Origin of the sequence: Exiguobacterium acetylicum (genome assembly GCF_022170825.1) — a bacterium.
Classification (GTDB): domain Bacteria; phylum Bacillota; class Bacilli; order Exiguobacteriales; family Exiguobacteriaceae; genus Exiguobacterium_A; species Exiguobacterium_A acetylicum_B.
The window spans coordinates 1,301,073-1,321,396 of the sequence record NZ_CP081878.1 but is presented as its reverse complement, the minus strand read 5'-3'; the positions used below and the strand labels follow the sequence as shown (position 1 = coordinate 1,321,396).

Annotated in this window: 25 protein-coding genes; 7 read left to right on the top strand and 18 right to left on the bottom strand. The window is 43.9% G+C overall.

Features of this window, described 5'->3' with window-relative positions; all coding sequences use genetic code 11:
- The first annotated feature begins 7 nt into the window (after positions 1–7).
- Complete coding sequence (locus tag K6T22_RS06775; protein WP_337927121.1) at positions 8–706, top strand: ferredoxin reductase domain-containing protein; 699 nt, start codon at positions 8–10, stop codon at positions 704–706.
- Positions 707–766: 60 nt separating this feature from the next.
- Here K6T22_RS06775 and K6T22_RS06770 read toward each other — a convergent pair whose 3' ends face one another.
- A complete protein-coding gene (locus K6T22_RS06770; RefSeq protein WP_238239604.1) occupies positions 767–1,033 on the bottom strand; it encodes a hypothetical protein in 267 nt (88 codons plus the stop codon).
- 178 nt (positions 1,034–1,211) lie between these two features.
- Here K6T22_RS06770 and K6T22_RS06765 point away from each other — a divergent pair, with 178 nt between their 5' ends.
- From K6T22_RS06765 to K6T22_RS06755, 3 genes are all read left to right on the top strand, one after another.
- On the top strand, positions 1,212–2,318 hold the full coding sequence (locus tag K6T22_RS06765; protein ID WP_238239603.1) for a citrate synthase/methylcitrate synthase: 1,107 nt from the start codon (positions 1,212–1,214) through the stop codon (positions 2,316–2,318).
- A 24-nt stretch (positions 2,319–2,342) separates the two neighbouring features.
- A complete protein-coding gene (locus K6T22_RS06760; protein ID WP_238239601.1) occupies positions 2,343–3,287 on the top strand; it encodes a helix-turn-helix transcriptional regulator in 945 nt (314 codons plus the stop codon).
- A 75-nt stretch (positions 3,288–3,362) separates the two neighbouring features.
- Entirely contained in the window at positions 3,363–4,001 is a 639-nt protein-coding gene (locus K6T22_RS06755; RefSeq protein WP_238240048.1) for a type 1 glutamine amidotransferase family protein, read from the top strand.
- 189 nt (positions 4,002–4,190) lie between these two features.
- On the opposite strand, the gene K6T22_RS06750 is transcribed toward K6T22_RS06755, so the two are convergent.
- The 9 genes from K6T22_RS06750 to K6T22_RS06710 all read right to left on the bottom strand — a co-directional run bounded on the left by K6T22_RS06750 (position 4,191) and on the right by K6T22_RS06710 (position 12,568).
- Positions 4,191–5,198: an SMI1/KNR4 family protein gene (locus K6T22_RS06750; RefSeq protein WP_238239600.1), complete on the bottom strand. Its 1,008-nt coding sequence runs from the start codon at positions 5,196–5,198 to the stop codon at positions 4,191–4,193.
- 139 nt (positions 5,199–5,337) lie between these two features.
- Positions 5,338–5,904, bottom strand: a complete 567-nt coding sequence (locus K6T22_RS06745) for a DUF1349 domain-containing protein (protein ID WP_238239599.1) — start codon at positions 5,902–5,904, stop codon at positions 5,338–5,340.
- A gap of 35 nt (positions 5,905–5,939) precedes the next feature.
- A complete protein-coding gene (locus tag K6T22_RS06740; RefSeq protein ID WP_238239597.1) occupies positions 5,940–6,629 on the bottom strand; it encodes an N-acetylmuramoyl-L-alanine amidase in 690 nt (229 codons plus the stop codon).
- Between the two features lie 156 nt (positions 6,630–6,785).
- Positions 6,786–7,304 carry a general stress protein gene (locus K6T22_RS06735; RefSeq protein ID WP_238239596.1) on the bottom strand — a complete coding sequence of 173 codons (519 nt, stop codon included), beginning with the start codon at positions 7,302–7,304 and terminating at the stop codon, positions 6,786–6,788.
- A complete protein-coding gene (locus tag K6T22_RS06730) occupies positions 7,301–8,347 on the bottom strand; it encodes a DUF871 domain-containing protein (RefSeq protein WP_238239594.1) in 1,047 nt (348 codons plus the stop codon). Before K6T22_RS06730 ends, K6T22_RS06735 begins: the two co-directional genes overlap by 4 nt.
- A gap of 82 nt (positions 8,348–8,429) precedes the next feature.
- Positions 8,430–9,803: a PTS transporter subunit EIIC gene (locus K6T22_RS06725; RefSeq protein ID WP_238239592.1), complete on the bottom strand. Its 1,374-nt coding sequence runs from the start codon at positions 9,801–9,803 to the stop codon at positions 8,430–8,432.
- Between the two features lie 12 nt (positions 9,804–9,815).
- Complete coding sequence (gene murQ, locus K6T22_RS06720) at positions 9,816–10,700, bottom strand: N-acetylmuramic acid 6-phosphate etherase (RefSeq protein ID WP_238239590.1); 885 nt, start codon at positions 10,698–10,700, stop codon at positions 9,816–9,818.
- Between the two features lie 449 nt (positions 10,701–11,149).
- Positions 11,150–11,578 carry a BsuPI-related putative proteinase inhibitor gene (locus K6T22_RS06715; protein ID WP_238239588.1) on the bottom strand — a complete coding sequence of 143 codons (429 nt, stop codon included), beginning with the start codon at positions 11,576–11,578 and terminating at the stop codon, positions 11,150–11,152.
- Positions 11,579–11,614: 36 nt separating this feature from the next.
- Positions 11,615–12,568 carry an SMI1/KNR4 family protein gene (locus tag K6T22_RS06710; RefSeq protein WP_238239587.1) on the bottom strand — a complete coding sequence of 318 codons (954 nt, stop codon included), beginning with the start codon at positions 12,566–12,568 and terminating at the stop codon, positions 11,615–11,617.
- Between the two features lie 156 nt (positions 12,569–12,724).
- On the opposite strand from K6T22_RS06710, the gene K6T22_RS06705 reads away from it, so the two are divergent.
- Together K6T22_RS06705 and K6T22_RS06700 are read left to right on the top strand one after the other, a co-directional pair.
- Positions 12,725–13,636, top strand: a complete 912-nt coding sequence (locus K6T22_RS06705; protein ID WP_238239585.1) for an EamA family transporter — start codon at positions 12,725–12,727, stop codon at positions 13,634–13,636.
- A 3-nt stretch (positions 13,637–13,639) separates the two neighbouring features.
- A complete protein-coding gene (locus K6T22_RS06700) occupies positions 13,640–14,101 on the top strand; it encodes a hypothetical protein (RefSeq protein ID WP_238239583.1) in 462 nt (153 codons plus the stop codon).
- 79 nt (positions 14,102–14,180) lie between these two features.
- Here K6T22_RS06700 and K6T22_RS06695 read toward each other — a convergent pair whose 3' ends face one another.
- The 3 genes from K6T22_RS06695 to K6T22_RS06685 form a co-directional block, all read right to left on the bottom strand.
- Positions 14,181–14,657: a glutathione peroxidase gene (locus K6T22_RS06695; RefSeq protein WP_238239582.1), complete on the bottom strand. Its 477-nt coding sequence runs from the start codon at positions 14,655–14,657 to the stop codon at positions 14,181–14,183.
- Positions 14,658–14,731: 74 nt separating this feature from the next.
- Positions 14,732–14,950 (bottom strand): hypothetical protein, encoded by a 219-nt coding sequence (locus K6T22_RS06690; protein ID WP_029341406.1) that lies wholly within the window; start codon positions 14,948–14,950, stop codon positions 14,732–14,734.
- Between the two features lie 118 nt (positions 14,951–15,068).
- A complete protein-coding gene (locus K6T22_RS06685; RefSeq protein WP_238239580.1) occupies positions 15,069–16,157 on the bottom strand; it encodes a hypothetical protein in 1,089 nt (362 codons plus the stop codon).
- Between the two features lie 1,008 nt (positions 16,158–17,165).
- On the opposite strand from K6T22_RS06685, the gene K6T22_RS06680 reads away from it, so the two are divergent.
- Positions 17,166–17,387, top strand: coding sequence for a hypothetical protein (locus tag K6T22_RS06680; protein ID WP_238239578.1), 222 nt, complete (start codon positions 17,166–17,168; stop codon positions 17,385–17,387).
- 205 nt (positions 17,388–17,592) lie between these two features.
- Here K6T22_RS06680 and K6T22_RS06675 read toward each other — a convergent pair whose 3' ends face one another.
- The 5 genes from K6T22_RS06675 to K6T22_RS06655 form a co-directional block, all read right to left on the bottom strand.
- Complete coding sequence (locus K6T22_RS06675; protein ID WP_174316165.1) at positions 17,593–17,811, bottom strand: hypothetical protein; 219 nt, start codon at positions 17,809–17,811, stop codon at positions 17,593–17,595.
- A gap of 74 nt (positions 17,812–17,885) precedes the next feature.
- A complete protein-coding gene (locus K6T22_RS06670) occupies positions 17,886–18,110 on the bottom strand; it encodes a hypothetical protein (RefSeq protein ID WP_081834695.1) in 225 nt (74 codons plus the stop codon).
- A 19-nt stretch (positions 18,111–18,129) separates the two neighbouring features.
- Complete coding sequence (locus tag K6T22_RS06665) at positions 18,130–18,630, bottom strand: GNAT family N-acetyltransferase (protein ID WP_238239576.1); 501 nt, start codon at positions 18,628–18,630, stop codon at positions 18,130–18,132.
- Positions 18,631–18,655: 25 nt separating this feature from the next.
- Positions 18,656–18,946: a hypothetical protein gene (locus K6T22_RS06660; RefSeq protein ID WP_238239574.1), complete on the bottom strand. Its 291-nt coding sequence runs from the start codon at positions 18,944–18,946 to the stop codon at positions 18,656–18,658.
- A gap of 46 nt (positions 18,947–18,992) precedes the next feature.
- Positions 18,993–20,321, bottom strand: coding sequence for a M20/M25/M40 family metallo-hydrolase (locus tag K6T22_RS06655; protein ID WP_238239572.1), 1,329 nt, complete (start codon positions 20,319–20,321; stop codon positions 18,993–18,995).
- Between the last annotated feature and the right edge of the window lie 3 nt (positions 20,322–20,324).

Here is a 20,324-nt window from a genome sequence, read left to right as displayed (position 1 = left end):
GGAATGAATGATGCAGATCGATTGGCTACCCCTAGAACAGGTAACGCAAGAAGGCGAACACACTTACACGTTTCATTTGAAACTTCCAGATGATTTCGTTTGGGAGGAAGGCGCACACACGCATATGGCGCTCGAAGGTTTTAATGCAGGAGAAAAGCCGAACCGTAGTCTGATCCGGCATATGTCGATTTCGACGTTACCTAGCGAAGGGACGATCGGGATCACGACACGGATCAAACCGGAATGTTCCGTCTTCAAGCAGACACTCCAGCAATTAAAAATGGGTGAAAAGATTGCCCTATTTAAGACGCATTCGAATATTCCGCTGCGTCGGGAAAGTCGTACGGTGTACTTACTCTCAGCAGGCGTTGGTCTGGCAACGTTTCGTCCAATTATTTTGCAACATCAGACTGACAGAAGTGGTATTCCGCACATGCACTCGTTGAACGTCGACTCTGCCCAGACTGAACTATTCAAGACTCAGCTTCCTTTGCATGAGCAGTTTAGCTCCACTTATGTTGAGAGTCGCTCCGCCTACTACGATGCTTTAAAGGATATGACAGCAGACAAGGAAGGTTTGTATTACGTTGTCGGCAGTGATGAATTCCTCCATGACACAATTAACGTGTTGCAAGACGCTAACATTCCAAAGGCTCAGATTATGATTGATAAACGCCAAGATCAATTGGATACGTTTTTGGCATGAAGAAGACCGGGACACTTACACTGTCCCGGTCTCTTTTTGTTATGACGGATAAAGGATCACCTATCCGAAGATAAATACAATGGGTAAAAACAATCCGCCCATCAGGAGCATGCCTAACACGACAGTGATAGTTGATTTGAATACTGACAGCGTTTGATCCTCTAAAGGCTCAAGCCGTTTGATGGGAACGAACAATACTAATGAAGCAACGACTAATCCAAGTGGCTCCAGAAACGTTCGGTTCACCGAAAAGAATAAATCAATCATTAAAAAGACATTTAATATAAAGAAAAAACCGAACAAACGAATGATCATGGCTTTATTCATATGTGTTCCTTCTTCCACTACATCAGCTATAGTAGACATGGTTTTCTGTAATCTATTAAAATTTCTTCTTTAATTATAGTACATCACAGAATAATTTTGGAAACGCATTCAAATTACTGGTGATTTAGTGGTAACGTACGTCATACTGACTATAGGTATTAGAAAAGGAGTGTTGAAGATGGAGTACAAAAAAGGACTAGAAGGCGTCATTGCCGCAGAAACACAAATCGGTTTAGTGGATGGGACGTTAGGTCATCTCGTCTATCGCGGACACTGGGCAAAAGAACTCGCATTATCTTATTCATTTGAAGAAGTCGCGTATTTCGTCTGGAACGGTGCGTTCCCGACTGAATCGGAACTTTTGTCATTCAAAGAACAGATGACAAGCTACCGTGAACTTCCTTCTTACGTAAAAACGATTCTCGATACATTGCCGAACGAGATGGATGTCATGAGCACGATGCGCACGGCAATCTCGGCGCTTGGTACACCTGCTTTCGCTTGGCCACCGACCATTGATCAAGCGATGCAGTTAACAGCACTCTTACCAACGATCATTGCTTATAAATATCAAAAAAATCAAGGTGCTGACTTCATCGAACCGAATCCGGAACTTGATCATGTCGCGAATTACATCTATATGATCAAAGGACAATTGCCGAGTGATGTTGAGATTAAAGCACTGACGGCGTATCTGATCCTAACGATTGAACATGGTATGAATGCTTCGACGTTCGCTTCCCGTGTCGTCGTCTCGACGGAATCGGAAATGATTTCTGGTGTCTGTGCTGCGATTGGTTCAATGAAAGGCCCACTTCACGGTGGTGCTCCGTCAGAAGTCATTGAGATGATTGATGAAATCGGAACGATTGATAACATCGAGCCGTGGATTCGAAACAAGTTAGAGAAAGGCGAAAAACTGATGGGCTTTGGTCACCGCGTCTATAAGACACGTGATCCCCGTTCAGAAGCCTTGAAAGTCGTCTCGAAAGATCTTGCGCAAGAGAGCGATTGGTTCAACCTGATTACACAAATGGAGCAAACGGCGATTGATTTACTCGAAGAATACAAACCAGGTAGAAAGTTGTATACGAACGTTGAGTTCTTCGCGGCAGCCGTCCTAAAAGGACTCGATATTCCAAAAGAACTGTTCACACCGACCTTTACTTCTAGCCGTATCATCGGTTGGACGGCACACATTCTCGAACAAGCGCAAGACAACCGGATTTTCAGACCACAATCGTCTTATACGGGTCAGATGCCGGAAAAAGCGGCTAAGTTTTAATGATTAGTGATCGGAGTAACTCTTTTGGCGAAAAGTGATCATTTACTTGCAATACTTTGGATACTTCAGTCTGGTAAAAAAGTAACAGCCCAGTATATCTCAGAACAACTTGAGATGAATATCCGGACTGTCTATCGCTATATTGATACTCTCTCGGCAAGTGGTGTCCCTATCGTTGCCGAAGCAGGTCACCATGGCGGATACACCTTGTTACCTCAATTCATAGAAGCTCCCTTATTCTTCGATGCGGAAGAGCAGCAGTCTTTATATCATGCTGCTCTTTTTGCAGAGGAAGCCGGCTATTATGGCAATGCAGCATTGAATCGCGCAATATCAAAAATAAAACAGCATGCTTTAGATACTTCGATAAGTGTTTCGACATTGGATGTGATTCCCTATCAATCTGAAATATCATTGGATGCCGAAACTTTATTACGGGAAATCGATCAAGCAATCCGTAGCCGAATAACCCTACATATTCAATATTGCCGTGCGAATACGGAAGATGTTCAATCGCGTGACATCAATCCATTTAAATTAACTTACTGGAAACACGCTTGGTACGTCACTGCCTTCTGTCAGTTAAGAGGAGCAATCCGTCATTTTAAAATCGACCGCATTCACAAATTCAATATGACGACAGATCAATTCGACATTCCAGATGATTTTGATGATTCAACTTCTTTTATGACCGAGTTACTACCAAATCAAAACGAAACGCAAGGTGAATTGATCCTTACTGGTGATACTTCCACCATCGATTCAATTTGCCAACACTGGTACTTCAAGCACTGTCTGGTTGAACAAGATCGTAATCGAGCCGTCTTTAAAATTGAGGCGAGCGTTTTAAACGAACAAGTCCCGAGTCTCCTCATTGCTTACGGAACATCGATACAAGTCGTTTCTCCGATTGAAATCAAAAGCAAAATCATTGATCGATTATACGAATTAATCGCTTCACATCAGTGATTTGTTTTCACTGACAGTAGTTGTCAGGGTAGCCTCTCTATACTGAATGTATCTCATATAGTAAAGGAAGCGGTTATCTTGATTAAAACTGTCTATTTATATGTATTCGATTCAATTTCAGATTGGGAATATGGGTACATAATGCCCGAGTTACATTCACGGAGATATTTCAAAGCAGATGCTCCACAATTAAATGTCGTTACGGTAGGACCAACGCTACAACCCATTGCGACAATGGGAGGACTGCGAATTTTACCGGATATCGTGGTTTCTCAATTAGAGCTTACTTCAACGGATGCTTTGATTCTTCCAGGTGGACAGTCGTGGCAAGAACCTCTTCATACCGCCTTACTGAATAAAGTAGGAGTCGCCCTAAGTAACGGAACACTCATTGCTGCGATTTGTGGAGCGACAGAAGGATTAGCAAAGAGTGGCTTCTTAGATCAGCGTCCACATACAAGTAACGATTTATCTTACTTACAATCCGTTTGCTCGAATTATGCGGGTACACCTTTTTATCAGCATACTCCAGTCGTCCGTGACGATTCATTAATCACAGCATCAGGAATGGCAGCATTAGAGTTTGCTTATGAAACGATTCGAGCACTCGATGTGTTTACACCTGAAACGTTAGACGCATGGTATGGTCTTCATAAGACGAACGAACCGAAATATTTCTTCCAACTCATGGCTGCAACGTCTATTAATCAGTGAAGATGTTATCTAAAATAAGTAGAATCGATAACATATGATTTTCATCAACGAACAGCGTTATAAAATAACGATTAAACGGCTTGATCCCTTTAGCACTAAGGGTTCAAGCCGTTTAATTTTTTGTTATAACTTCCGTCTACTTAACGGTTCGTCATATTAAAACAAGACACTTAATGAACAAGGAGGTTGTTAGCTATTGACGTCAATCGTATCTTGAATAATGTAATAGAAAAAATCTGAGAACGATTTGAAAGCATCATGATCATCGTAGTCTTCTTCCGGTACGTTCACTTCTCTATACACTACTTTAGGCTCACCGTTCCTGACATTTTTGAAATCGAGACACGCATAAAATTCCTCAAGGTCGTCAAAATAAAAAGCTACAAGATGTTCTGAAAGAGCATGCTCATACTCTGTTGGAAGATATAATTCGAGATTCGTTTTTACTAATTCATCATTGAACATCGTAAAAAACTGGTTGTCTCCAAATACACCGCCTCCAAATTCTTTCAAGAAAGTCACGTAACTTTTAGGTAAGGTTACCTTCAATTCTTTTTCAATTACCTCGATTTCAGCATCAGATAAACCTTCTCCAAACTCAGACAACTCCGGATGTGCATGGATCAACGCTTTTGCTTCTGAATAAAGATCCTTCCGCCCCGTTTTGCTTTCACTCACTTTTTCAATAGTAGGGGGTGCATCGTTCGCACTATCATCCAAATACGTTGAAACAGCGCTATCACATACTTCAAATAATAATTCTGTGAAAGAATCCGTATAATGCGCTTCCTCATCACTCGGATAAAAACACACTTTTGCCTCTTGATCATTGAAGGTCAAAGCATGTAAGTCTAAACAAACGAGCGACGAACTAAAGTCCTCCATCTGTATTCCGATTAGATATGAAGGAACTTCACTTTGAGATTTGCTACGTAGCTCCTCGTTATATTTTTCAAGTCTAAACACAATATCTAACTGGTGATTAGATGGATTGATTCCCCAGATCTCATTATCATACGTCGCCAGGTAACTGAATTTTTTTAGAAATTCTCTGTACATCGGAGGAAGTGTGACCTGAAGACGATTTTCGACTTCAAGCATCTCATTTTCAGTTGCCCCTTTCCCTACTACGAAAGCTTGCGGATATTTCTCGATCAGTTTTAAGCACCGATTGAACTTGGCGTTAATATTCACCATGCTTTGTCTCCTTCGCTTCTTACGCGATGCTAGTCAGGTAATGTTTTTAATTCTAGTGGGTAGGAGAAACAGACTGATTTCCCTATACGAATTTTGCGCGTTCCCATTCACTAACATCGTGTAAAAATCTTTTCATACCTTATTCTGTAATCTGTTCTAACGAGAAGTTCAATACTTCTACTTCACAGCCTGCTGCTTCTACATCCGGACTACAGGCGTACGGTCCAATCTTCAAATCCGTCACATCATGCAAGTGTGCGATGCGAAGCTGCTCTTTTTGCTCTCCAGTCACGTGATACAACGTGACATCTTGATTGAGATAATGGAGTTCAAAGACAAGCGGCGCATCAAACAGCGTATTCTCGACGTCCCGACACGACCAGTCCGAATAACCGAAGCTCGTTACGACGGCACCGAGATGTGATGGACCATCCGGAATGAATTCAGCCGACACTTTCACCCAGTGGTCGTCGTTTACATAGAGTAAAATTCCCGCTTGATCATATGTAGCGTTCGGTTTTAATTTCACTTCAATCCGGCATTTGAATTCTCCACTTGGAGCGTCCTGCAGCAACGCATGTCCCGTCAGTCGGTTGAACTGATAATGCGTATTGCGCCAAAAATCTGTGTCTGGATCCGTCATGAAGCGTAATGGCGATTCCTCTTTAATTCGTGTTGGCGGATTTAGCCAGCTCATGTTTTTCATCGAACATCCCCCTATTTAAATGATAGATTGCACCTTTATTTTAATGATGCATCAATTCCTTTTACCATTCCGTTCACTAGCTTTTTTTGATAACTAGCAGATGCTAATTTTTGATCTTCAGTTGGATTTGACATGAAACCCATCTCAATCAACACAACAGGAGTCTTCGACCAATTGAAACCTGTTAAATCTGTTCTTGGAACAAGACCTGTCCCGTAACTCTTTTTCGCTTTCGTCGATTCGATCAAGTGCTTTAACATGATGGTTGCTTGTTTTTTACTCGTCTTATTGATGGCCTTCGTCACTTGATCATCGGGATATAAGACAGAGATTCCTTCAACCTTTCGATCCGTGCTTCCATCTGCATGAATTCGAACGGTTAAGGCAGCTTTCTTCGCATTACAATATTTTGCACGCTCTGCATTGCTAATGTTGACGTCATGTGTCGTGCGCGTCATATGTACCTGGTATCCCTTTTTCACTAATGCAGCTTTTAGTTTTAATCCGACTTGTAAATTCAGTTTATATTCCGGAATTTTCGTCTTTACGCCACTTGTTCCAGCACTTACTTTTACTTTCATGACTTTCGACTTTGGCGCAACTGGCTCTTTCCCTAAGTTTTGCTTTTTTTGATGCCCAGGATCAATACAAATCGTTTCTTTCTTTGACGTCGATTTGGCCTGACCCTCAATCGGTGACGCGCTTCCGATCAGTAGACTTAACATGATGAGTAACCCTATACGCTTCACTCTTCATCACACTCCGTATTATGATTTCTACTTTTTCAACGTCCTCTTAACTTCCGCAATTTACGATAGCCACGAATGAGCATATCGAACATATAATCCCTCCTATATTCTATGAAACCGTACCTCGACTATCTAACGCAGTCGTTGCATATCTTTACTTAATGCCGATCGTTTCAACCGTCTATTCTGTATTAAGTATTGCACATCCGACCGGTTATCGTACATAAGTTGGATATGGAAATAATTGATATATTCAAGAATCGCACATACATATAATAACAAGGCAATCAGTAAACCGGACACAGGAATCTCTGATTGGAAACGTATAAGATCGATTCCGAACGTACATGCCGTCAATATAATCAAACCGAGATTGATGACGCGACAGCTCTTTAACCGTTGAACGACGGATATCGGGGTGATTGACGTTCCTTCTTTTTTTAGACGTCTCCACTTGCTATACCAATACGATGCTCCTTGAATCAGCAACAGTTCGAATAGGAACAACGACATCCAAAATGCGCTTAATTCAAATAGCTGAAGCTGTGGAAAAAGACGATTTCCGAACCAACTAAGCGGTAAAATCGTGATGACTGTGAACAGCTCTCCTCGGTATAGATAGGCGAAGCGTTCAGCAACAATCTGCCTCATGGCGTCACCCAGTCAATCCGGAACTTCTGTCCTGGACCAATCTGTGTAATCAATGGACGATCTTCTGCAATCACTCGTCCAAGGACATTAATCCGTTCATCTGCCGAAAGATCACACTTCGTGATTTGCACCTCACCGGCGTATCGCCCGTAGCGTTCATTATCAATTGTGATCGTTCCAAGCGGACGAGCAGACGTATTGTGTAGTGTCAGGTCCATTTTCGACGGACTAATCCGCGATTCGACGGACCGAATGACATCCCGCGCTGGATCAAACCGATTCGTTTCCGTGTCTCGTCGCGCCTGTTGTCCGTTCGCGAGTGCTCGCAGTACGATGATACCGTCTTGCTCTGCTTCGAATTGCCGAATCGTTGCTTCCGTCAACCGTGGATCCCCAACAAGAATTCGGTCGACGGTCGGCTGTAAGTCCATATAACTTGCGAACGGTGCCGCTTTTCTGTGGTCTTCAAGTGTCGGTAACGTCTCGAATAACGGTCCGCGAAGTGTTCCGTCGCCCGGTATGAATGCTTGGACGCGTAATCCTTGTGCGTGCAACCAGGCATTTTTTTCGTCAAACCATGTCCGATCGAGCCCGGTTTCTGGTCGTGGATAAAAATTATGCCACGCTTCCGTGCGTTCAATTTGAAGCCCGTGTACCTTCATCTCAGTTAATTCGTTTTCTGTTAACGTGCTGGCATTCAGTGCGACCATCATCTGGTTCGATAACGTCGCGATTTGCTGCGGGCTGATGCCGTAATCAAGGCGCAGTCCGGTGACACCCCACTCCGTTAACGTCGCTGCCGTCTCCCATGTCTTTCCGAGTGTCGCAAGTGAAGCCGGTGCGATGTCCGCGACAAGCTCATACCCGAGTGTCTTTGCTACGCGACCGAGCGCTTGCAACCGTTCGACGTATAGCGAGGAATCATCCTCCGGAATATGTAGTGATGTAAAGAGCGACGAAAAGCCGACAGCACGCATCCGCTGCAACCACTCCTTCGTCTCATCCGTCATCGGTTCACTTAAATAGATTGATAATCCTTTCATCGACTCACTCCTTCTCTTCTCTACTTAGAGAAAAAGCAGCTGATTCCTTCTTTTGGGAAGGATTCAACTGCTGGTCAACACCTTAAATACCGTCTGCCATCTCTTCTTTGAAACCGAACCAGTACGTGAACAGGAATCCTGCCGCGTACGAGATGACGAGACCGCCGATGTACGTCAAGTACATTCCGTTATCGATCAACGGTGTCAATGATAACCCGGATACGCCGACTCCAAGCGCCGTCGTCTTCATTGTTGCTTGGAAGGCACCACCGACTGCTGCGCCGAGACATGCCGTTACGAACGGACGACCGAGCGGCAATGTGACCCCGTATAACAACGGTTCACCGATTCCGAGGAATCCGACCGGAATCGCACCTTTGATGATGTTACGCAGGCGCGGATTGCGCGTCTTGACGAAAATCGCCATTGCCGCCCCGACTTGACCCGCTCCTGCCATCGCAAGAATCGGTAAGAGTGGTGTGTTGCCAATCGTGTTCAAGAACTCGAGATGGATTGGTGTCAATCCATGGTGGAGACCGACCATGACGAGGGGTAGGAAGAAGCCAGCCAGAACGGCTCCAGCGAGTGGTCCACCGACCTCAAGCACGGCATTGATTGCTTTCATGATGCCGTCTGACAACAGTCCAGCAACCGGCATGATCGCATAGAGCGAGGCGAATCCGACAATCAGCACCGTCAACAGTGGCGTAAAGATGATATCGATCGATGCGAACATGAAGCGACGGATGTGTTTCTCAAGATACGTCATCAACCACGCAGCGAAGATGACACCAAACAAGCCGCCCCTGCCTGGAACGAGCGGTTCCCCGTAAATCGTGATGTCCGCAAGCACGGGGTTGAATAGAATCCCACCGGCAATCGCCCCGAGCACCGGTGTTCCGCCGAACTCCTTCGCCGTATTCCAACCGACAAGGATGGCGAGATATGCAAAGACCGTCCCACCGATCAAGAGTAAAATCTGCATCCATGTCTGTGTTGCATCGACACCCGCATTTTTTGCGAAGTTCGCACCACCGTTGATGATACCGGAAGCAACAAGACCCGGAATGAGCGGAATGAAGATGTTCCCGATTCGGCGCAAGAAGCGTTTGAACGGAGACTGTTGTTTTGCTTTTACTTTTTGCCGTTCGACGGCAGCTCGTTCTTCTGGCGTCAAATTCGGATCAACGGACTCTTCCCCGATTGCGAGTCCCGTCTCGCGACTTAAGTGGTCGGCTACCCGATTGACCGTTCCCGGACCGACGACGATTTGTAATGTCTCGTCATCGATGACCCCCATGACCCCATCAATCCGCTTTAACGCATCGAAATCTGCTTGCATCGGATCCTTTAACGATAAACGAACCCGCGTCATACAGTGCGCAAGCTGCCGGAGATTATCTTTTCCACCGACGTGCTCAAGAATCGCGTGTGCCAGCACTTCTTCCTTCTTCATCGTATTTCCCCCTTAGAGTGCGTCTCGGACGAATCCGTTCGCTTGCTGTAATCGTTCGACGGCTTCCGTATACGAAACATTCGCGAGAATCATGACGATCGCCGTCTTGACGTGCCCGTGCGCTTCATGGAAGACACGCTCCGCCGTTACGGCATCGACTCCCGTCGCCTCACAAATCATCCGCTTCGCCCGGATCTCAAGCTTTTCGTTCGTTGACTGGACGTCAACCATCAAATTTTGATAGACCTTACCGACACCGATCATCGCCGCTGTCGAAACCATGTTCAAGACGAGCTTTTGTGCCGTTCCAGCCTTTAGTCTTGTTGACCCCGTCAAGACTTCCGGACCTGTTTCGACTTCGATTGCATAACGCGCGTGCCCACTGATAACCGCATTCGTATTACAAGAAATCGCTACCGTCACCGCTCCGACTTCCTTCGCGTAATCAAGACCACCGATGACATACGGTGTCCGACCGCTTGCTGCGATCCCGATGACCGTATCACGTGCTTCTAGCTGGAGCGCTTTCAAATCGTCGACGGCAAGCGTCCGACTATCCTCTGCTCCCTCGACCGCCTTGATTAACGCGCGTTCGCCGCCAGCAATCAAACCGACGACCATGTCTGGTGAGACCCCGAACGTCGGCACACATTCTGCCGCATCAAGAATCCCGAGCCGCCCGCTCGTACCAGCACCGATGTAAATCAAGCGTCCTCCGTTTTTGAATGACGAAATGACGTGTTTGACGACTTCCGCGATGACCGGAATCTGCGTCTGAATGACCGTCGCGACCGTTTGATCCTCAGCGTTCATCACCCGTAAGACATCCTCGACTGTCATCTCATCGAGTTGCATCGTCTGTTCATTTCGACGTTCCGTTGCTAATTGATCTAACATGTGCTTCACCCTTTCTCTTCCCTCCCTTTATTATACAATTAAGAAATTTTAATTCAATGTTATTTATTTATTTTTGAAATTAAATTTCGATATATAAAAATAAGGTTTTGTCCTTCTTTTTCAGGCTTGGTCTCTTGATTTCCTGCTTGTCGTAATTTCCTCATTCGCAAAGTCCAGTAACGCAGACATTCGCTCCCGTCCTATCGTCGCGACGAGTAACGGGATGCGTGGTCCGTAGGATTGATTGATCGTCAGTTGATAGAGCAGCGTCGCATAGTATCATTAATAAACAAAAAGCTGATTTTCACCCGTTAGTTGCCTAAAGGACAAAAATCAGCTTCTCATGGGACCACTCTTTTACGTCTCGTGTTACTAGTAGCATCATTCGTACCGAAACCTGTATGAGACTCTGAAGATATTTTTAAAGAAGTCGTGCACCAGAGCATAAATCATTTTAATTTCTCTTCCATGTCCTCCACTGAACTAGAACCTTCGCTATACTTTTCTTTCTCCTCAACGAGATATTCGATATCATATGTACCTGACTCGATCGTACCGCCTTGTATCGTTTGTTTGAGAATGACGGTTTCTGATGCTTTGACACGTTTCTTTTGTTGGCTTGTTTTACTCTTCTGTTTTCTTGAATCGAAAACGACAGTCCTCGACTTGCTATCACGAACGACGACATTCAACAAATGACCAGAATGTGCAATGACATCGAATGCATGGTCACCTGTATTCGTCAATTTGTATTCAAAGACGAGTCCCTCTTTCGTATTCCCTTTGAAAGACGTCTCATTCGTCTCACTCCCACTTTGCGGTTGGATCATACAACCGCTTAAACAAAGAATCATGGGAATCAACAACCATTTTTTCATCTGTCAAACTCCGTTCCGTATGAAGAAATTTCTGACTCATTCCCACCCTGGAAGTGGACGAGGTGGCCCCTCGACGAAGGCACGATATCCATCGAAGCGCATTCCTTGCCGTTGTGGATTGTGGTTGCGAATCAAGGAATCACCTGTCTCGTCATCGTTCTGCCAAAATCGGTGTTCTGTTTGAAAGACCATGATCGAAGAATACTGGAAACGCTCCGCCATTAGATATTCCCGTACCGATTGGACCACTTTCTCAAAGCGCGAATCCGAGTCGTAGCTAGCGCCGAGACTTTCTTTATCTTGTTTCCCTTCGAAAATCTTAACTGAGAAATATGCATCCCGCTTCGCAGTCGGATACTCGATTTCAACGCGAACCGAGTCGACGAAGCGAATCGATTGTGGTTTGCTCACTTCTTCTTCGGAATTGTAGTCCTCTACATAATAATCATTCGTTGCAATCGAGAAGTCCTTGAATTCCCAGAACATATCCCCTTGTGCAATGATCGCATATTCAAGGAACGTGCCAAAGTTCTGTCCGATTGGGTCAGTCTCCTCTGTCGACAACTCATGAAACATCCAGTGCATATAAGGTGTCTCATCCGTCTTCGCATCTTCCGTCTGAATCAAGACATATCCTTCGTTCATTTCGCCAATCATCAAGAAGTGATCATAGTCTTCATGAATCAGGTCGTCCTCTTTAGCCTGGATTGTCATTTCAATGACTTTTTCAAGTGGATAGAGTTCGATACCAAGACCTTGAATCATGAACAACTCCGCTCCGTCATGTAAACGAAGGAATGACTTATATTCACTTGGTAACGTTAGCTTGAACTGTTTTTCAAATGACTGAATCGCCTGTTCCGTCACCGGATCATTTAAATTGAATTGAGCGACTCCTGTATCGTATCGCCGCTGAATGAAGGTCGACCCGTGATTGATTTTTTGTGATAAGACGTCAAGTACCGCTTCGATTTGGTTCATTTCTTTCATGGGTCCCATCCTTTTCATTTTCGTATTCGTGAATGATACGACTTCACCCTATATACCATACCATTTTTTCAATTATTTGGTGTATTCCATCCTACTCGTTCTGTGGTATTCTCGTTCTAATATCATTTTAAAAAATTGCATTCGAAGAGGTGACCCATGTCTAAATCATCATCGATGTTGCTCATATTACTCGCTGCAATCTTTTGGGGCACGACGGGTACCTCGCAAGCCTTTGCTCCGGACGATGCACATCCGATTGCGATTGGTGCCGTTCGTCTTGCTGTCGGCGGACTGTTCTTGCTCTGTCTCGTCTTCTTAAAGGGAAAACTGACATTGCGCGACTGGCCGCTGCGGACGATTTTACTCGCTGCCGTCAGCATGGCAGCTTACCAGCCCCTGTTCTTCTCCGCTGTTTTGATGACGGGTGTCGCTGTCGGTACTGTCGTTGCGATTGGGAGCGCACCAATCTTCTCTGGATGCATCGAGTGGCTGTTCTTAAAGAAACGTCCCGCGTTGCTGTGGTGGGCTTCAACCGGATTATCGATCACCGGTTGTCTGTTGCTCCTGAACAATCAAGGGACGGTCGCGATCGATCCAATCGGCATCGTTCTCGCACTTGGTGCCGGACTATCGTTTGCCGGGTACACGTTCGTCAGTCGTGACCTCGTCAAGACCCACGCGCCGCTATCGGTCGTTGCCGTCATCTTTACGACAAGCTCCCTGCTACTATCTCCCCCACTATTCTTATTCGATCTCTCGTGGTTGGCCACGTCACGAGGGGCTGGGATCAGCCTCCATCTCGGCGTCGTTGCGACCGGGCTTGCTTACTGGTTATTCGCAAAAGGACTATCGAACGTACCGTCGTCGACTGCCGTCACACTCTCGCTCGGTGAACCATTGACGGCCGCCTTGCTTGGTGTGTTCGTCCTCGGCGAGCAGTTAAGTGGAACGGCTTGGTTCGGAATTTCGTTATTGTTACTCGGAATCGCTCTATTGATTGGCTCGTCCCGCCTAGCAGCACGCCAAACCGTTTTGACAGAAGAACGACAAACTCGAACAGGAGGTTAAGTCATGCGAGAAATCACGCTTGAAAAACTACAATTTCGCGAGGATTATAACATCGGACTTGATCAGTTCTCGATGGATGTCGCAAATGGTAACCGATTGATCTTTCATTTTCGCGGGCATACGGAGGAGACGATGGTCATCGTCGGCGACTACAGCTGTAATTACTTTCAATTGACTTTCGAAGCGGATGCGATTCTGCTTCGTTCACTGGATCTGTATGAACTAAAAGAAGATGTCGAGATCAATCCGATTCCACTTCTGACGCTGACCGATTCAAAGCTGCTGACATTCGCACGTGAAATGATGAATCTCGATCCTACAAAAGACTGGGTCCATTACTGGCTCCGAGCGTTCGAGCAGGATTTTCATGTCTTGTCTCCCCGTCCACCGGTTCTGACCGATCTCGGACATAAGCGCAGCGATGCGATTGTCACCTATTCATTTGATTCGTTTCGCGTTGAATGACATAAAAAAAGCCCTACCTTGCCAAAGGTAGGGTATTCGTTCGTCCCGCCCAACGACTCGCGCCGGACGGTTACTTGGATTATAGATACAAAGATAAGGTTTTTTCAACCGACTGGACGGAATCGACCGGACTGAACCGCTGTACGACACGTCCTTGGCGATCGATTAAAAACTTCGTATAGTTCCATTTAATCTTCGACGACAGCAGACCGGAGCGTTCGCGTTTTAGGAATGTATAAAGCGGATGTTCATTTGGTCCATTGACATCGATTTTCTGAAACATCGGAAACGTCACGCCATAGTTCAGCTGACAGAACTGCATCGTCTCTTCCTGACTCGCGAACTCCTGCTGATTGAATTGATCGCACGGAAAGCCAAGCACCGTGACTCCTTGCTCGTCATATTTATCGTACAATGCCTGCAGTTCGCCAAGTTGTTTGACGAGCCCACATTTGCTTGCCTTGTTGACGATCACGAGGACACGCCCCGCATAGTCACCTAATGAAACAGTCTCTCCTGCTGCGTTTTGTACGGTTGCATCATATACGGTTTGCATGTTTCACAGCTCCTTTGCCCCGAGTATAAGACAAAACGCGCACCCTGTCGTTTTCAGGCATGCGCGTAATGCTTTTACCAGATCGTCTCTTCTTTGTCGCTCAGTTTGATGACGAACGGTAGGATCAAGACGAACAAGAGACTGACATATCCGAGCGATAAGTAATGTTGCGAGTCTTTTGAAATGTATTGCTTCACGCCGCAGTTCGGACACGCTTTCCCATGTTTCGCAAATCCGACAGCAAGCACTTCTTTCGTTTTGAACTTATACTGGCAATTCGTACAACGTACCATCTGATCATCTCCTTCTTCCTTATTTACTGGTGGATTCAGGAAAAAGTTTTGTCGAGTGAATTTTGTTGATGATAAATAAGAAATTATTAGAAGTTAGTGCATTTAATTAATCAACTATTTATATCAATTTATAACCATTATCTGCAAGTAAGTTTTGATGTAATTTTTGCTCTTTATGTGATAATGCAATACTTCCATTAAACTGTTTTTCAAATTTCTCAATATCACCATTTAAATTGAGTTTATGATATAACTTTGGAGACATAACTATATTTTCTGATCCATTTACTATTAAATTTTGAACAAATAGCTCAAAATTATTAATTTGTGATTCATTATATTTTTGATATTCTAAATTTAAGTATTCTATTATTTTTTTGTAAATTTTTTCATCTTTTTTTAATAATCCTAAAATGAAATATGATTCATTTAAACTTATAGGAAACAAATTTAAAAATAAAAATCCTGATGTTGGCGTAATAATTTTTTTCCCATCAATATCAATTAAAGGATCACCTATTCCTGAACAAGCAACTTCAATTTTTTTATTTATTTTAAAAAATTTGAAAACAAAATTTTCATTAATACTATTATTAAAACATTTTTCGTCATGAATATTTTTAAAACTTGCATTAAATTTTTCTTTTGTAGAAGTAAATATAGCGTCACCTCGTTCCCTTTTTTTATTATGTAATTTTATAAGCTCATCTATATTTTTTAGAGTATTTTCATTCAAGCCATCAATTTTGTGAATAACCATTTTTCTTATTTCTTGATACATATCTTCATATGCTAATTTCGATAATTTATTTTGGACATGTTGATATGAGAACGCCCTATAGCTATATAAAAAATTTTGTATTAATGTACCTTCGTAACTACTGTCTTTCTCAATTTGTTCAAATAATTTATTATCATGTTCTCCACAAAAGCCTCTATAAACAGTAGCATTTTTTGTAATTACTTCATGAAATAAAGACTCTTCTTCACCATATAATTTAAATCTCATTTTAGGATCAATCCAAAATATTTTATTATTTTCAGCTAAAAGCTTAAGTATTCCATTATTCCAAATAGAATGTGATTTTATTGATTTTTCTTCATGTATTTTATCTACATCATAGTAACAGTTATTTTCTCCATCAGTAATATTTTTAATAGACAGTTTTAATTTTGCATTAATAATTTGTTTATGGTTACTTTTCAATTTTATTACCCCCTTTAGAAAATCTAAGTTCTTTGACTCCACAACATTATGAAAAAATAACTTTCTTATTTAATCGCTTCCTAAAGAAAATCACTCGGGTTATCATTAGTACCTTTCGAACCAAAGCTGATTATTATGAATCTTACAAAACTAACATGTAAATATATGTAACAATTATATAGATTTAAAAACTAAATTTAATTACGTCTTCTGAGAGACATCATATTACACATACTTCAGTTCTGTAACACTCAATATCCTTCTTTAATAAGGTCCTTTTCATGTAAATCGTGATTCAAAATGTACTCTGGAACTTATTGAGGTTGGTGTGAATCAACAAAGTTTTTTTCGTAGACCAAATTATTACTTGCTGTTATAGAATTTCAATTCTTAAAATTAGTCGCTCGATAAACCTTTCTCATTTAGTTCTTTAACGCCACACTTTTTATAACTATTTCTATTCGAAATGAGAACATTTATTTCAATGCGATTCACTTTGATTCTTCATTAAATTCGACAATTCCATTTATTTTAATGCATACTATTCAATTATAAAAATAGCCATAAGAGACTTCAAATAGCTTTTGAAACGCAAAAAATCGCTGAAATATAACGACTTTTTCACAATTATTCTTCAAATCTCAAATCAAATATAAATATGCACTAGAATTTTGGTTATTTTTATTACTTAAATCGCTTAAGCTTGCGGACGTTTCCGACGCAAACCGTAATATTCATAAAACTATACGCTGATTTCGTGTGGTTCCTCTCGTCTGAACATCGGACTTGAAAATGATTGGCGCACCTACTATTTCATTTCTCGTCATCCATCAAGTGGGAATTCAGGTGGGAACTGACCATTTGTAAGAGGTAGTGGAACTGAAATGAAGCGATGCCTTCAGAATAAGCGGAAAACCTTCTGGAATCAAGTGACAATCCGTTTGCTTTACATTCACGTGGCGTATATTGATCGTCGCCGTTTCACACAAGGAGGAGCACATAAAATTTTTGTTCGTGAACAAGACGCAAATCGTACTATCGGGAGAGGCACCTGAGATCCTCGCCGCTTTCTACCGTCTGACGAAAGGCCTGCAGGTCGATGTCCTGAAGCAGACGGAGAATCTGATGCAGCTAGACATCACGTCAAGCCGCAAGAAGCTGGAGCGCTTCGAGGAACAACTGAAGATGCAACTGGGAGGTCCTGACGGGCACTCTTTTTTGTTTACGTAAAATAACCTCCCGCAAATGCAGAAGGCCCGCCAATTCCAATGATACCCCGTTAGCATCGAGTAGTTCCCCAACCACAACTTGATTATAGTAAAAAATATCCTTATTTACCCATTTAAAAAATGTTGTAATCCCCCTAGTTTATTATTTAATCTCGAGTATAAGACAAAACGCGCACCCTGTCGTTTTCAGGCATGCGCGTAATGCTTTACCAGATCGTCTCTTCTTTGTCGCTCAGTTTGATGACGAACGGTAGGATCAAGACGAACAAGAGACTGACGTATCCGAGCGATAAGTAATGTTGCGAGTCTTTTGAAATGTATTGCTTCACGCCGCAGTTCGGACACGCTTTCCCGTGTTTCGCAAATCCGACAGCGAGCACTTCTTTCGTTTTGAACGTATATTGGCAATTCGTACAACGTACCATCTGATCATCTCCTTCTTCCTTATCTACTGGTGGATTCAGGAAAAAGTTTCATGAAAATAAAAGTAACCGACATCTTACCTCATCGATTCTTCCCGGTCGCTCAACCGGATTAGAAATGGCAAGAACAGAACGAACAAGAGACTGATATTCCCGAGTGAAAGATAAAATTGCGACTTTCGGGACATGTATTGTTTCACGCCACAGTTCGGACACGTCTTGCCTTTCCCGTGTATCGCAACACTGACAGCGAGCACTTCTTTTGTGTTGAACTTATACTGACAATTCGTACAGCGTGCCATAACATCATCTCCTTTTCTGTTATCTACTTATAGAGTTTGGAAAAGGTTCCGTCGAGTGGACGGGTTGTAAACGCATCTTCAAAAATTCATAACTTCCACCATTCGTCGCCTGTTGGAAGCGTTCGACTGGAAGGAAGCCACTTTTCGTATACAAGCGAATCGCCCGCTCGTTGAATGTCGCGACGGCTAATTCGATTTGTTTTGGTGCATACCGATCCATGATGAACGCAAGACCGGCTTCTAAAAATGCCGCTCCATTTCCTTGCCCCGTTAAGTCCGGTCGCATGCCAAGTCCGACGTCAACGACTTCTGAGTTTGGTTCGAATACATAGTAGCCAATCAATTCTTCCCCATTCAACACAGCGAAGTAATGCTCGGTCCGTTCCTCTGGATTGAGAAACTCGGCTAAATCTTCCTCGTCATTCGGCATATCATAAAATGCAAACGGTCCATCATACTGCCACTCGTAGGCAATCTGCTCCGCCTGCCGCTGCGTTAGCGGTGCAAAGACATAGTTCATCGTGTTTCAGCTCCTCTTCGGTTCGTTAACGAGATCGATTCTTTCGGTAGTCTAACAGTAGCGGCAATACATTTAATCCGATCGAGATGAACGTCAATACCCACAGTGCCCGCTCCATGCCCGGTACGACGTCTTGTAACGCTGCCCAGTCCTTCCGTGCCACAAATTCCGCGACGAGTCTGTATTCCGCGCACAGCGTCAGTGCCGTAAAACTCAGTCCGAGCACCATCAGGAAACGATAGTCTTTACCAATTAAATAAAAGATGATATTCAGAGCAGTAAAACCAATCGCCAGTAAACCTAGTATGATCCACATCGAACCCTCTCCTCTCACCTCTCTTTTTTACTATATTTGGAATCCATTAATCGGTATATCCGCCTAGAGTTGGATTTTCTGTCCGCTCAGCGAAATAACGCTCGAGCAATCGATGATGGAGTAACGTTTCGACCAAACGGACGGTTTCGAGCGTCGCCGCAAAATCAACCTGTTCAAAATCCGTATGCTCATGCAGATAACCGACGGACAAGTTGACAGCCGGAATAGCTCGTAGCGCGAATAGTTTCGCATCACTACTTCCCCCGTACCGCGTCATTTGCCAATCTGGCATACCACTCAATATACCGGCTTGCTCAAAACATGCACCAAAAGCCGTCTCGCAAAAATCAAACTCTCCATAACACCCCGTAACGATATCGCGTGTACCGCGGCGGTCAAAGACGATTGCTGCATCGACGTCCTCTAAAAAGGACGCGTCCATCGCTTCTGTACCACGACAACCGATTTCCTCTTCGACTGAAAATGCGAGCTTGATCGTTCCGCGGAAGTCAGTCGCTGGGATGCGTTCCATGAGTTCAAGTATCGCAGCGATACCCGCTCGATCATCTGCCCCGAGAATTCCGTTTGAGCTCGTTAGGACCGTTCCTTCTTGAAACAGCGTCCGGTACGAATCGATACGTTCGACGGTATCGAGATGTGCCGATAATAAAATGACCGGTCCTTCCCCTCGATGGTAGGTCACGAGCAGGTTCCCTTTTTCATCGACAAAAGAATCGTCAGCAAACCGGCGGACTGCCTGTTGTACGCGACTGCGAACCATCTGTTCCCTTCTGCTTTGTCCAGGAATAGCGAGCCATCTGAGCAGACGCTTTCTGAAGCGTTGCAATTGCAGCTCTTGTATCGTCGACGCGTCTTGTTTGATGCGGTATAAGACTTCCGCTAAATCGAGCAACAGCGAACGCTGCTCTCTCACTTCAAGTTGAATCCACCGACTCTGTAAGGACACGGTCAACCCTGGAACCGCGTCTGCCGCTAAACGAAGCAAATACCGTTGCTGGTTCGTCAGCAAATCCTGCGTATAAACCCGAGCAGCTCGTTTACCGTGACCGTCACAACAGGAACTTGTCAAAATTCCAAGTTCGTTCAACATACGGACGATGCCTCTGACATACCCGTCAAACAGATGATAAGGTAACGCCTGTCTTCTTGGATCAAACAATGCTTCCATCCCATGATCGTCAAGTGGTGCATAGCGATGTTTTGCTTCTTCGATCCAATCGAGAATCTCTTCATCCGTCGCTTCCTGTTGACCCGCTCGTTGCACGACATCTTGCACACAAGCTGACCATGTCTGTTCTTTGATGACTTCTCCACGTAAAATGCCATAACGGATCCATTTGCTTTCGTTTCTCATCTC